Genomic DNA, 14,592 nt, shown 5'->3' with positions numbered 1-14,592 from the left:
CCATACTAACATAAAAAGCCTAGAAATCAATTCTAGACTTACAATTTTTTATTTTCCAAGGTAGTATTCAGAAACTACGTTCAATTTTTCATCGAATTCGAATACCAATGGTGGGAAGTTAGGGATTTCCACGTCCATGATTTCGTCATCTGACAAACCTTTGATGTGTTTTACAAGGGCACGGATTGAGTTACCGTGAGCTCCTACGAATACGTTTTTACCATCTTTAAGAGCTGGAGCGATTTTATCTTCCCAGAAAGGAAGGGCACGTTCCAAAGTCACTTTCAAGTTTTCAGCATCTGGAATAACTGAATCATCAAGTGAAGCGTAACGACGGTCTGTGTGAGCTGAGTGCTCATCATCACGGTCCATGTTTGGAGGCAATACATCGTATGAACGACGCCAGATGTGAACTTGCTCATCACCAAATTGTTCAGCAGCTTCAGCTTTGTTTTTACCAGTCAAACCACCGTAGTGACGTTCGTTCAAACGCCATGATTTTTCAACTGGAACCCACAATTGGTCAGAAGCTTCAAGAGCCAAGTTAGTTGTTTTGATCGCACGTTTCAATACTGAAGTGTAAGCTTGGTCAAATTCGATACCAGCTTCTTTGATCAATTTACCAGCGTCAATCGCTTGTTGTGTACCTTTTTCAGACAAATCAACATCAGCCCAACCAGTGAAAAGGTTAGCTTTGTTCCATTCAGACTCACCGTGGCGAGCAAAAACCAATTTTACCATTAGATGGATTCTCCTTTAAATTTTCCGAGGTTTCCCCTCGTTTATCTATTCTATTTTACACAATTTTTCACAAAAAAGCTAGTCATAACCAAAAAGGAAAGAGTTTCACACATGAAGAAACGAAACCTATCTTCATGTGCTACCCTAATTAGTAAATTTATTTTCCTCATCAAATATTGAAGTTCTAAAATCATCAGTTTGATCTAGATAAGCTTTGAAAATAGCTTTTTTAAGTTTGTAAACTTTACTACTTTCTTTTGGATATAATATTGAAGCATAATTAGTAGCATCTTCTTGCACCGCTTTTTCAATCAATGTTTTTAACTTACTAATATTATCAATAGTTACCGTCTCTTGACGTCTCCAATTAGTTGGATCTATAAAGTTAATATTTGTTAATTTATTAAATTTACTTTCTCGTTCTTTATACATTGCTTTTTTAAAATCAGCCCAAGATGAATACTGGTTATTAAATATCTTATTAAGCACTAATTTATCAGTTACCAATCCTACTTCTTTACCGTATGAATTAATTTTACTTCCATTAGCTTTCGCTTCATTTTCATATTGGTTAGAAATATATGGTACCATACCTTCTTTATATCCTTTTGCAGCTAATAGTTCAAATGCCATACGACGAGCCATTAAATCACCCGGAGTCCCTTTATCACTACTTAAGGCAGAATATATTGGCGAGAAAAGATTGATTGTGTAGTATCCATTTCGTTTATACTCACCTTCATCAATATACCCTCTTCTTGTGATTATATCGTTTTCTATTAAACTATTGAAAGAAGTTAATTTATTAAGCTCATCTAGTTTTAATCTACGAACAACATTTGTTGCGTAAACCTCATTTCCATCAGGATCAGGTTTAAATTTATTCTCAACTTTTCTCAACAGATCATATTTTTGATTGCTATCTAACTTAGCTACTGCTTCTCCTTCTAACATCTCAAGTGTATAAACTAAATCAAATAAATTGTGCATATATTTACGTAAATCTTCTGCATTATTAAATCGTTGAGTTGGATCTTTTACTTGTAGTCTATCAGCATTTTCCGCTTCATTATATTTCAACACAGAGTTTATCGTGATTGTTGCATCATTTGGATGATCAGGAGCTTGCAATAATCCTTTTGCATAAAACTCTGGTCCAAGCCCATTTCTTCTTCCATATCCTCCAAGATAAATCTCTCTATCAGAATTATGTGTCATTTCATGAGTATATGTTACCGCACCAGATTTATCAAGCATACGATAAGCCATATAGTAGAACGCATCTCCCGTAGCATATGCTCCGTGTCCATTATGAACAACATTATTCCCCGCAGGACCGAAGAAATGTTTTATTGCTGGATGATCAGTTTCAAAATCTGCTTGACTAGTATTTTTATCTTTATCATTACCAAATCTAAAAGAATCATATACCAAAATACTTCTAAACAATTTATCTTTTTCTTTCGTATCTAGTATTTTGTACCAATAATCATAATGATCTCTAAATCGTTTAGCCGCTTCTTGTGCATTATCTTCTACAAATTTGTTTAATTTTTCTCCCTCAGGATATTCAGAACTTCTATATCTATCATAAGCACCAAATCCTATAGTTGAAATATTGGCAATCATAAATATCATTTTTTCTTCTGGTAAAGTTAATAACGGTAAGACCATACTTTGATATTTCCATGATGGACTAGTTAATCTATCATAGACACCTATAGAATACTTAGTTCCTTGTTCTGATTGTTTTTTACTTACCTCTTCAATTGTAGATTTTTCTTCTACAATATGTGCTTTAGTTTGAGTTTTAAACCACTCATTGTTAGAAGTTTTTGGTAAGAATACTTTTCTATATCCTTCTAATGCTTTAAATAAACTTTCAGTTCCATAATTTTTAGATAATAATACATTGTAAGTAATTACATTATTTTTCGCTAGTAAATTGTTAAAGCCAGATTTACCTAATTCAATAACATTATCTAGAGCTGAACTATTTGATTTACCAAAGAAATCTAAATGATATAATACTAAATCTTTTGCACTTGCATTATCATATTTAAAATTATACCAACGTTCTAGATAAGTTAAACCTAGAAGTAACGCTTCTTTATTATTCTTAATTTTTTCTATTACATAATTATCTATTATCTTATTACTATTTTCAGCTATTGCCGCATCAGCAGAAAGAAGTTTTGATAAACTATCTTCAATTTTTGCTTTTGTTTTCGTAAATTGTTCATCTAAATATAATTCTGTTAATTTTATATTACTAGAAATATCTAATACTTTTCTAATAGCATCTGAATTATATTGAACAGAATTCAAATCATTTAAGACAGATTTTACAATATTATTATAATCATGCAATAATGTATTAGGCGTGTACATTAGTTTTGTATTAGTGATTTCATATTCTGCTACTTTAGAGAAATCATCTTTATATGTAATATTTAATACTTGTGATTTATTACCTTCAAAATGTAACAATAATTTATTGATTTCGCGTTTATTTTTATTAATATCAGTTATTACTTCATTATTTTTCATAGGAACAACTGATAGTAGCTTTTCAGTAAATAAATCACTGTTATTCTCTACTAAATTACCATACTTAATTATTGTTTCTCTATTATAGAAAGGAAGTAATTTTTCAATATTTTTATACACTTGTTCTCTTGACTGCTGATAGTCTGTTACTTCTGTGTAGCTAGTAGTGTATCTCGAAGTAAAATCAAAATCTTCTACTTTAGTACTATGTTTAGAAACCAACTCTACTTTTTTAGCATTCACTTTATCCGCTTCTAATACAGTACCTCTTTGTTTTTCTGAATCTTTAGTCACAAGTTCATCATCTACTTGAACTACACTAACCACCTTGTTATTTTTATTACTATAGGTATTAGTTGCTTTTATTCCTGTAAAATCATAACCAGCTATAGCATTACCGTTTGTAACATTAACATCACTTAAGACATTAGATAGTTGCCCAGATTTCTCTTCACCTGATATAGCATCCCAAAGATTACCTACAACTCCTCCTACTTTACCAAAATGCTTCACATTGTTAAGATTTCCTTCAACGTAACTATTACTAATTCTAGCACTTCTATCAACAACCCCAGCTATACCACCAACTGTTTGGTCACCTTGATTAGCATTTGTCGCCATATCAATAGATGAAATTGATTTTTCTATTAAAGCATTATCACCTGAAAGTTTACCAACTAAACCACCTATTTGATAAGTAGCCGTTGTGTCATAAGTATTAGTTATTCTACCAGTATAACTACTATTCAAGATTTTAGAATCTGTAACTTGTGAAACTAAACCACCAATGCTATGTTCACCAGCAATTACACCAGATGAATGAACATTAGTAATTGTAGTACCATTATTCGCTGTTTTCGCTATTGTAGCTGCATCTTCTTTAGAAGAAACATTTGCTTCTTTAATTGAAAGATCTTGAATAGTAGCATGATTTAAAACGTTAAATAACGGTTTTTTCAGATTATATATAGCGTAGTACTTATCATTATTTTTACCAATTAATGTACCTGTAAACTCATTACTAACATAGCTTTCTTGACCATCTTGAAGTTCTACTTCACGAGCATCCATAGTTGCACCTAAACGAAACTCTCCAGAAGGATTACTATTCATTGCTTCGACTAAATTTTTGAATGATGTATAAACACCATTTTCACTTCTCACCATCTTAGGTAGGTAGTAAGTGTAATTGTCTAAAGTACTATTGTTTTCGTGTTGAATTAAATCATTAGCTTGTCCTACAATTTTGTATACTTCTTGACTATCTCTTGTAACACTTGTAATACTTGAAACAGGTAACATCACATCTTTAAAGTTCTCTGATTTGACTTTCATAAAGTAAGTATCTGGATTACTTGGTAAGGTAGCAAGTGAAGTTACATGACGATACTTATCACCTTCTTTAGAATATAGTTCAACAGAAGATATATTTCTAAGTTCTAGTTTCTTGTCGACTTCTTTTTCTTCTTTAGAAGATTCTTCTTCTGCTGGAGACGGTGTTTCTGATTTTTCTGAAGTCGTTTCTGTATCTATCGTTCTTGACGTTTCTGTTCCTGAAATTGAATCCCCTTCTTTCGGAGCCGGCGCTGAATCCACTGTTCCTGCTTCTCCTTCTGAACCTGCTCCTTCTGTTGCATTTTCTTTAGGTGTTGGGTTGGCTTCTGATTCTTCAGTTTCTTTCGCTTCTTTTGCAGTTGGTTTTACTTCTGTTCCTGATTCTGCTGTTGTTCCTTCTTCTTCTGGTGTAGCTGGTTTGGCTACCTCTGACTCTGTTCCTTTTGGTTCAGTTGCCACTTCTTCTGTTGAAGATGGTGTAGCTGGTTTTGAGGGTGCTGGGGTTTCTTTTTCAGATTTACCTTCTTCTCCAGTCGGTTGCGTAGCTGGTGATCCACCTTCAAAGGCAGTTGATGAAGATTCAGTTGAAGAAACTGAATCCTCCGCTTTACCTTCTTCTCCTGTTTCTTTTGGTGCTGGTTTTACTTCTGTTCCTGCTTCTTCAGTTTCTTTTTTTGAAGTTGAATCTGCTTCTTTTGGTTCAGCTGGTTTCGCTGCCTCTGACTCTGTTACTTCTGGTTCCGTTGCTTCTGTTGAAACTGGTTGTTCTTCTTTATTTTCCGAAGTTGTACCTGCTACCACTGGTGCCTCTGAAACTTCTGCTTTCGGCGCTGGAGTTTCTGCTTTTGGTTCAGCTGGGGTTACCACCTCTGGTGCGGTTTCTTTTGGTGCTGGAATAGTCGCTGCGTCTTCTGCTTTTGGCTCAGCTGAGTTTGCTTCTGCTCCTGTTTTTTCAGTTTCCTTCGCTTCTGTTCCTTCTGTTACATTTTCTTTTGGTGCTGGGTTTGCTTCTGCTGTTATTCCTGTTTCTTCTGAAGTTGAATCCCCTTCTTTCGGAGTCGGCGCTGATGAGTCCACTGTTCCTGTCGCTCCTTCTGAACCTGTTTCTTCTGCTTTTACTGATGAATCATCAGAATTAGATGTCGAAGTTACAGGTTGGTCTACTCCTACAGTTCCTCCTTCAGCTCCATTTGCCGCTGCTTCTGTTGAAGCTGGGGTTTCTGGTTTTGATGGTGCTGGAGTTTCTTCTGCTGGTTGACTTTGTTCTCCTGAAGTTGTAGCCTCTACCACTGGTGCTTCTGAAACTTCCGCTTTTGGAGCTGTTGAGTCTGCTGGTGCTTCTAGTTTTGGTGAAGCTGGTACCAATTCTGCTGTTCCTTCAGTTGTTGACTTTGCTTCTTTAGGCTCAACTGGTTGTTCTTCTTTATTTTCCGGAGTTGTCGGTGCTTCTGCGTTTGATTCAGCTGGTTTCGCTACCTCTGACTCTGCTGCTTTTGGTACAGCTGGTTTCGCTGCCTCTGACTCTGTTACTTTTGGTTCAGTTGCCACTTCTTCTGTTGAAGCTGGGGTTTCTGGTTTTGACGGTGCTGGTGTATTTTCTGATGGTGTTTCTGAAACTTCTACTTTTGGTTCAGCTGGGGTTACCACCTCTGGTGCTGTTTCTTTTTGTGCTGGTGTAGTCGCTGCGTCTTCTACCTTTGGTGCTTCTGGAGCTTCTGTTTCCTCTTTAACTTCTGGGCTGGTCACAGCTGGTGCTACTGGGACAGGCTGATAGACTGGGCTATAGTTCACAGTCATTTTTTCAACTGTCTCAGTGACATCTGTTAATTCAAAGGTAATAGCTTTTGTTTCCTGATCTTTCTTGAGCAAGACTTCGTAAGTGCGAACTTCGCCACTGGCACCACTTTCTTTGATGACAATCTTGTGTTTTGTGACTGTATCTGAAACTGTTTCAGCTTCAGTAAAGTACAATTCATTGTGTGGTAAGAATAAATTCTTGCCTGAAGCTTGATTCATTTCTTGGAGTACATCTACAGGGATATTGCTTGCTTCGCTGATAACACTTAATGTATCTCCCCACTTAATGACATACTTAAATAAATCACCTTCTTTTTGAAGGTCAGCTTTCACTTCCTCAACTGTTCTGGCTACCCAGACACCATCTTGTTCACTGGCTGATACAGTTGGAGCTAAAAAGCCCAGACCTAGCAAAATCACACCTGTCGCAACAATTGCACCAGTTCTTAATTTTCTAAAGCCACGGAGGGACAAGCTTCCTCTAACATTTGTTTGTCTCATAATGTTTATTTCTCCTCACTAGTTTAAGAAATCGCAAGAAAAACAATCTTGCGATTTTATCATACTTACTTTCTCCTAGTATTAGCAAAACCAATTCTCATCAAACTTTAGCATCTCACAAGAGAGATTATAAACTTGGAATAACTGATTTTTATATACTAGACGCATAGAAACTTTTCAACCTTATTTCTCTTCAAATCCTTCTGCGACTGCGTCCGCAAAGTTTTCTTCTACGATACTTGCACAGTGGTCACAGATGACTGCCTGGTAGCTGCGTTCTGCTGTTGTTGGGTCGATACGACGGCAACGGTCACATACTTGGCCTGCAGCACGTTCAACTGTGAAGGATACATCTTCGAAGCTAACCGCAGCTTCTGGAGCTGATTCTTCTGCGATGGTCAAGTCTGACACGATCAAAAGTTGAGCTACATTGCTGTTTACTGCTTCGAGTAGAGTTTTCACAACTTCATTTGGATAAACTGTCAAGTGTGCTTCAAGTGATTTACCGATTACTTTTGCATTACGAGCTTCTTCCAAGGCTTTTTGAGCTTGTCCACGGAAGTCCATGAAGGCAGCCCATGTATCCAAGATTTCTTCTTGATTAGCAAAAGTTTCCGCTTCTGGTAATTCTGACAATTGAACGAAGTCTTCTGCTTCAAACTCAAGATATGACCAGATTTCCTCTGCTGTGTGAGGAAGGATTGGAGTCAAGAGTTTGGTGATTTTCACAAGAATGTCATAGAAGACAGTCTGCATTTGACGGCGTTCGAGTGATTTGGCACCTTCGATATAAACAACATCTTTGGCAAAATCAAGGTAGAAGGCTGACAAATCAACGTTGATAAAGTTTACCAAGGCCTTGTAGATTGTCAAGAATTCAAAGTTTGCGTAAGCATCACGAATGGTCTTGACAAGCTGGTTAAAGCGAATGGTCATGTACTTATCAACTGAACGAAGCTCATCGTAGGCTACTGCGTCTTGAGCTGGGTTAAAGTCAGATGTATTGGCAATCAAGAAACGAAGAGTGTTACGAATCTTACGGTAAGTTTCAGAGACTTGGCTCAAGATATCCATAGAGATACGTACGTCATTGCTTGAGTCAACACTTGTTACCCAGAGACGCAAGATTTCTGCACCAAATTGTTTTTCAACATCACTTGGAGCAATGGTATTTCCAAGAGATTTAGACATCTTCTCACCTTTACCATCAAGGGCAAAACCTTGTGACAAGATTTGTTTGTAAGGTGCTACACCATGGTTGGCAACAGATGTGATGAGTGAAGAGTTGAACCAACCACGGTATTGGTCAGAACCTTCTAGGTAAAGGTCTGCTGGGTAAGTCAACTCAGGACGGTTTACTACCACTCCATTCCATGATGAACCTGAGTCAAACCAAACGTCCATGATATCTGTTTCTTTCTTGAATTCACCATTTGGAGAACCTGGGTGAGTATATCCTTCTGGCAAGAGGTCCTTGGCATCGCGTTCCCACCAAATGCTTGAACCATGTACTTCAAAGAGTTGAGCTACATGTTCAATCGTTTCAGCAGTCATGATCGCTGTACCATCTTCAGCGTAGAAAATTGGAAGTGGAACACCCCAAGCACGTTGACGAGAGATGACCCAGTCACCACGGTCACGAATCATATTGTAAAGACGGACTTTACCCCATTCTGAGTGGAATTTCACTTTTTCAATTTCATCCAAGATTTCTTGGCGGAATTTAGAAACTGAGGCAAACCATTGTGGTACTGCACGCCAGATGATTGGTTTCTTAGTACGCCAGTCAAATGGGTATGAGTGAGAGATTTCTTCTTGGGCAAGAAGGAGGTTACCAAGTTTCTCGATAACAGTTGGAACTACCTTTTCATAGAATTGACCTTCAAACTCAGGACCAGCATTCTTCATCATGATACCACGTTCGTCAACAGTCACTGCGACTTCAAGACCATTAGCAATACCAACATTGTAGTCGTCCTCACCAAAACCAGGGGCTGTATGGACAATACCTGTACCAGAGTCAGTTGTAACGTGGTCACCAAGGATAACGAGCTCATCTACAGCTGTATCCCATGGGTGTTCTGTTACGATGTGGTTGAGTTCTTGACCACGGTAAGTTGCCAAGACTTGAACATCAACCCAGCCAAATTTTTCAGACAAGCTAGTCAATAATTCTGCAGCAACCACAAACTTACGAGGTTCAGCAGCAGGTTGAACCAAGACGTAATCAATATCCGCTCCAACAGTCAAGCCACGAGAAGCTGTGATGGTGAATGGAGTAGTTGTCCAAACAACGATATAAGTATCTGTATCTAGGATACCTTTTCCGTCCTTAACCTTGTTGGCATAGTAAAGGGAAGTTGAAATCAAGTCATGGTATTCAATCTCTGCTTCAGCAAGGGCTGACTCAGATGACCATGACCAGTAAACTGGCTTGGCACCACGGTAGATATAACCTTTATTAGCCATCTCACCGAAGACACGGATTTGGGCTGCTTCATAGTCAGGAGTCAAAGTTACATATGGATTTTCCCAGTCACCAGAAACACCCAAACGTTTAAAGTCTTCACGTTGTTTATCTACTTGAGAAAGAGCGTATTCGCGGCAAAGTTTCAAGTACTCAACCAAGTCCATTTCTTTACGTTTGACACCTTGTTTTGCCAAAACTTGCTCGATTGGCAGACCATGAGTGTCCCAACCCGGGATAAATGGTGCGTAAAAACCTGACATTGATTTTGAACGAACAATGATATCTTTTGAAATCTTATTCATAGCGTGTCCAACGTGGATATTTCCGTTCGCGTATGGAGGGCCATCATGCAAGGTGAAATGAGGTTTTCCTTGGTTCAATTCTTGACGACGTTGATAAAGTTTTGCATCTTCCCATTCCTTTTGCCAAACTGGTTCTTTGGTAGGAAGACCTGCACGCATTGGGAAAGCTGTTTTCCCAAGATTAAGGGTATCTTTGAGTTTCATGGTATCTCCTTTATAAATAATAACAAATTAAAAACCACGACTGCCAAAAAGGACGAAAATCGTGGTACCACCTTTATTCGGAAAAAGATTTAGTCTTTCTCCCTCTTATCCCGTAACGTGGGAAACGTCAAATCTTACTAGCTTCAGACTTGAGTTTTTGAGAGGATAATCTTATCAATAGGGATTACAGGACTCACACCATCTCCTGCTCGCTGGAAATATAAGGATAAGATATTGTTCTCAGAATATTTCTTATAAAATTGTAACGGATTCTTGCGGTGCTTCAAATCCTGGTGCTGAATCAAATGTTTCTGTAGCTGGTGTTGGAGCCGAAGGATGTACTGGAGCTACTTCTGGCTCTTCATACATTGGACCAACTGGATGAGCAGGCTCTTCTTCAATTTGAGGACTCACTACAGGAGTTGGATTTTCCACTCCCTGTTTAGCCTGAGCTTCAAATTCAGCCAATTCTTTATTGGCTGCCTCAATACGAGCTTGTAACTCTGCCATTTCTGCTTGAGAGAACTGACGTGTCATATCAATTGGTTCTTCCTCAATTGGAGCTGGAATCGGTTCTCCAAGTACTTCACTAACAACTTCTTTAAAGGCTTCATCACTGGTTTGAAGATAAGTAGCTGTTGGACGGAGAATATCTTCCCAATCTGAAGATTCAACAATAGCTAACTGGCTCTCAATTGTAGATTTAAGACGTTGGTGGAAGACACGACTCTTGTTCTTCAATTCTTCGGTTTCAACAGCAACTTTCTTAGCATTATCAGTTGCTTGACGAAGAATCTCGTTTGCCTTATATTTAGCTTCTTCCAACAAGCGTTGCGCATCCTGCTCTGCTTGATGAATGATATTGTTTGAACGTTCATGCGCCGCCTGTTTCACTCGCTCAGCTGTATCTTGGGCAATCAATACAGACTGGCTCAATGAATCTTTCATTTCGTCAAAGTAAGACAAACGCTCTTCTAAACTCTTAATACGCAAATCTTTATCATGATTCGCACGAACAAGATCTTCGTAATCACGAACCACAATATCTAAAAATTCATCGACTTCTTCTGGATCAAAACCTCTGAATCGAGTTCCAAAGGTTTTGTCCTTTATTTCTAATGATGTAATTGGCATTCTATTCCTCACTTACTTAATAATAACTGGACGGTTATTTTTTTCTTCTCTTTTTTTGTTTGTCCCTTATCTTGAAGCAATCTCAAGCGCCCAAATTTTCTTACACTAATCAAGTCTCCAACTTGAACAATATAATCTGATTTGTCTACCACATGATAATTTACTTGGACAAGTTTCTTTTCAATCAACTGGTTTGCTTGATTCCTAGATAGTTTCAAAACATTTGATAAAAGAACATCTAATCTAAAGCTAGACACACATAAATCCAGCTCTCGATACTGTTCTAGCTTATCTATTTTATCGGTGAAAGGACGTTCCTCCAGCGAAACGGGTATACGGCCAATTTTCTTTAATCCATCTTGAAATAGAAGAAGAAACTGCTGATTAATCATAATCTGCGCCCGTTCTTCATCTACTAGGATATCTCCAAAAAGTTTCCGTTCAATCCCTAATTGATTGATGACTGTCCCTAAAATCTTAGCATGCGTTAAGTGTTCAAATTTATTGGAATACACAATTTCTTGGAGAGATATTTCAAAATCTGAAAACTCTGGCTGGAAATAATCTGGGTATAATAAAACTCGAACATACTCACTCGAGACGAATTCCCCACTACTGCTACAAGCAAGACCATAAGTTTTGGCCAAAATCTTTAATAGTTTCTCCTGATGAGGATTGATAAAAGGAGTTAAAAAAGGAGCATAGCTATCTTCTACCTTCTTTATCCATTCCATTCCCTTGTCAAGAAATGGACGATCTTCTATGGAGAAATGCTGGTAAATCCCTTTATTCATCCTATCATCCTATCATCGCCAGAAAACGGACTAGGTTTTCTCCTAAAAATCGAATCAAAACAATCGCAACCCAAACAGATAAATCAAGACCTGCTATCTGTAAAGGCAGGCGTTGCAAAGGAGCAAGCACTGGTTTTACCAATGCTACAATCCAACGACCCAAACTTGATTCGTAGGCGCCTGGAAACCAAGACATGACAGCAAAGGCTACCAAAATCAGGGAGTAAATATCCACTGCATTATAAATCAGACGAATTAAAAAAATCATTATCGTACTCTATTTCGCTTCATATCAAAGCCAAACTCACCATTTTGTTCTTCATCTGGTAAACGAATATCTTCTACATTCACAATAACATTCACTGGTGTCAACAGATACATGGTAGAAGCTACCTTTTTCAAATTTCCAGCTAAAACATGACAAGCTCCATCCAAATAGTCCAAACAACGACGAGCTTGCACTTCTGTCATATATTGAAAATCAATCAAGATACTTTCGTTTCCTGCCAATAAATCAACAATTTCTGTTGCGTCTTCATATTTTCTAGGATAACGAACATCTATAATGACCTTATCCGTTGCACGCTGACTCTGATTTGCCAATTCCTGTTGTCTTGCATGAAGTCTGGTGATATTGCTATCTTTTGCACCAGCAGACTGTGAAGGTAGATTCATTGGGAGAGCCGGTTCCTGTGAAGAATTTACTGGAGTAAACACAGGCTCATCTCTTTTTTCATAAGGGAGACTTGAATCCTCATCCTCCGTAAAATAATCTATAAATCTATCGAATCTATCTTTTAAAGACATGGTTCTCTCCTACTTAAAAAATGCTGTACCTATACGAACAAAGGTGGAACCGAATTGAATCGCTTCTTTATAATCACGACTCATTCCCATACTTAACTCGGTCATAGGCATATTTGGAATTTGTTTTTCTTGGATTTCTTTTTGTAAATCTTGGGTTGCCTTGAAAATCTCTTTCAACTGCTCACTGCTAGCCTCAAAAGGTGCCATCGTCATTAAACCAACACATTCAATCTTATCTAGTTTGGCTAACTCTGGCAAGATTTCCAGCAGTTCCTCTCTCGAAAAACCGTGTTTGCTTTCTTCTTTAGAAATATTTACTTGAAGGAAGCACTTGATGACTCGGTCACTTCTTTTTTGTATTTCCTCTGCTAGCTTGACGGAATCCAAGGCATGGAAATAATCAACGTATTGAATGACATCTTTCACCTTACGTCTTTGCAAGGTACCAATCAAATGCCAAGTCACATCTCGATCTTTTAAAGCTTGATATTTCTCTAGAAACTTATCGACACGATTTTCACCGATATGATGAACACCTAGCGGAAGCAAGGCTTCCGCTGTCGGTACATCTACATACTTGGTGACTGCAATGACAGAGACTGAACCACTCTCGCGATGAGCATTCAGACTCGCCTCTGCAACTTCTCGAAAAACAAGTTCTGTATTTTCTTTTACATTCATTTACTTAACGATTTTTGAAAAATGGAGGTGTATCCAATTCATCTTCATCTTGTGAAATTGGGGCTTCAAAGCGTTCTACCGGTGACACTACTGAATCAGTCGGACGAACAATTGTCTCGCGACGTAAATCCCAATCACCAAAAGCAGATCCTTGAGCTTGTTCCGAGCGACGTGGATTTTGTTTTGGCAATTCAGCTGTTTCTGCCATATCAAAATGACGATCAAAGCCATGTGAATGAGCTGGTTTCACTGTCTCACGGTAGTTAGTAGTCGGTCTAGCTTGTGGAGCTACTACCTTCTCTACGCGATCTTGACGAACACCTGTTGCGACAACTGTTACACGAATTTCATCACGCATGCTTTCATCAATAGATGTTCCGAGCCAGATGTTCACTCCTTGACCAGCTGCTTGATTCACAATTTGTGACGCCTCTTCTGCCTCAATCAAGGTTAAGTCAAGACCACCAGTAACGTTGACAATTACATCTTCTGCTCCATCAATTGTTGTTTCAAGAAGTGGAGAGTAGATTGCTTTACGAGCTGCTTCTACCACACGTTCTTCTCCACTACCGATACCAATGCCCATGAGGGCGTTCCCTTTGTTTGCCATAACTGTTTTCACATCGGCAAAGTCAAGGTTAATCAATCCTGGATTGGTAATCAAATCGGTAATTCCTTGAACACCTTGACGAAGTACATTATCCGCTTCGCTAAGAGCTTCAAGAAGGGGAGTTTTCTTATCAACAATTTCAAGCAAGTTGTTGTTTGAAATAATCAATAGAGTATCTACATGCTCCCGAAGTTGGTTGATTCCTTCTACAGCAAATTGTCCACGTTTGCTTCCTTCAAAACCAAACGGACGTGTTACAACACCAACTGTAAGAGCACCTAAATCTTTGGCGATACGAGCAATAACAGGAGCAGCTCCAGTTCCAGAGCCTCCTCCCATACCAGCAGTGATGAAGACCATATCTGCGCCACTGATAGCTTCCGTCAGTGTTTCTTCGCTTTCTTCAGCAGCTTTACGACCAACCTCAGGTTGACCTCCTGCACCCAAACCACGAGTCAATTTAGGACCTAACTGAATAACAGTCTCAGCTTTTGTACTACTCAATGCTTGTACATCTGTGTTTGCTGCGATAAATTCTACGCCTGTAACACCTTCGTCGACCATACGGTTGATGGCATTGCCACCACCTCCACCGACACCAATTACCTTAATCACTGCACCTTGAGCAGCAGCTGTATCAAATGAAAATGTCATAATTTATTTTTC

At 38.3% G+C, this 14,592-nt stretch carries 9 protein-coding genes; all 9 read right to left on the bottom strand.

Annotated features, from left to right (window positions below):
* Nucleotides 1–48: 48 nt before the first annotated feature.
* Nucleotides 49–741, bottom strand: a complete 693-nt coding sequence (locus HT728_RS07555) for a phosphoglycerate mutase (protein WP_000240129.1) — start codon at nt 739–741, stop codon at nt 49–51.
* Between the two features lie 144 nt (nt 742–885).
* On the bottom strand, nt 886–6,924 hold the full coding sequence (locus HT728_RS07550) for a ZmpA/ZmpB/ZmpC family metallo-endopeptidase (RefSeq protein WP_173234626.1): 6,039 nt from the start codon (nt 6,922–6,924) through the stop codon (nt 886–888).
* Between the two features lie 183 nt (nt 6,925–7,107).
* Nucleotides 7,108–9,900: an isoleucine--tRNA ligase gene (gene ileS / locus HT728_RS07545; RefSeq protein WP_173234624.1), complete on the bottom strand. Its 2,793-nt coding sequence runs from the start codon at nt 9,898–9,900 to the stop codon at nt 7,108–7,110.
* Nucleotides 9,901–10,152: 252 nt separating this feature from the next.
* Nucleotides 10,153–11,034 (bottom strand): DivIVA domain-containing protein, encoded by an 882-nt coding sequence (locus HT728_RS07540; RefSeq protein WP_345789491.1) that lies wholly within the window; start codon nt 11,032–11,034, stop codon nt 10,153–10,155.
* 8 nt (nt 11,035–11,042) lie between these two features.
* Nucleotides 11,043–11,828: an RNA-binding protein gene (locus HT728_RS07535; RefSeq protein WP_173234622.1), complete on the bottom strand. Its 786-nt coding sequence runs from the start codon at nt 11,826–11,828 to the stop codon at nt 11,043–11,045.
* Nucleotides 11,829–11,832: 4 nt separating this feature from the next.
* Entirely contained in the window at nt 11,833–12,096 is a 264-nt protein-coding gene (locus tag HT728_RS07530) for a YggT family protein (protein WP_101776779.1), read from the bottom strand.
* Entirely contained in the window at nt 12,096–12,635 is a 540-nt protein-coding gene (locus HT728_RS07525; protein ID WP_173234620.1) for a cell division protein SepF, read from the bottom strand. The genes HT728_RS07530 and HT728_RS07525 overlap by 1 nt, the downstream gene beginning before the upstream one ends.
* A gap of 9 nt (nt 12,636–12,644) precedes the next feature.
* On the bottom strand, nt 12,645–13,316 hold the full coding sequence (locus HT728_RS07520) for a YggS family pyridoxal phosphate-dependent enzyme (protein WP_173234618.1): 672 nt from the start codon (nt 13,314–13,316) through the stop codon (nt 12,645–12,647).
* 4 nt (nt 13,317–13,320) lie between these two features.
* Nucleotides 13,321–14,580, bottom strand: coding sequence for a cell division protein FtsZ (gene ftsZ, locus HT728_RS07515; RefSeq protein WP_173234616.1), 1,260 nt, complete (start codon nt 14,578–14,580; stop codon nt 13,321–13,323).
* Between the last annotated feature and the right edge of the window lie 12 nt (nt 14,581–14,592).

Origin of the sequence: Streptococcus sp. 544, from assembly GCF_013277385.1 — a bacterium.
Classification (GTDB): Bacteria; Bacillota; Bacilli; order Lactobacillales; family Streptococcaceae; genus Streptococcus; species Streptococcus mitis_BA.
Note: the sequence above shows the minus strand (reverse complement) of the source record. Positions and strands in the feature narration are given on the sequence as shown.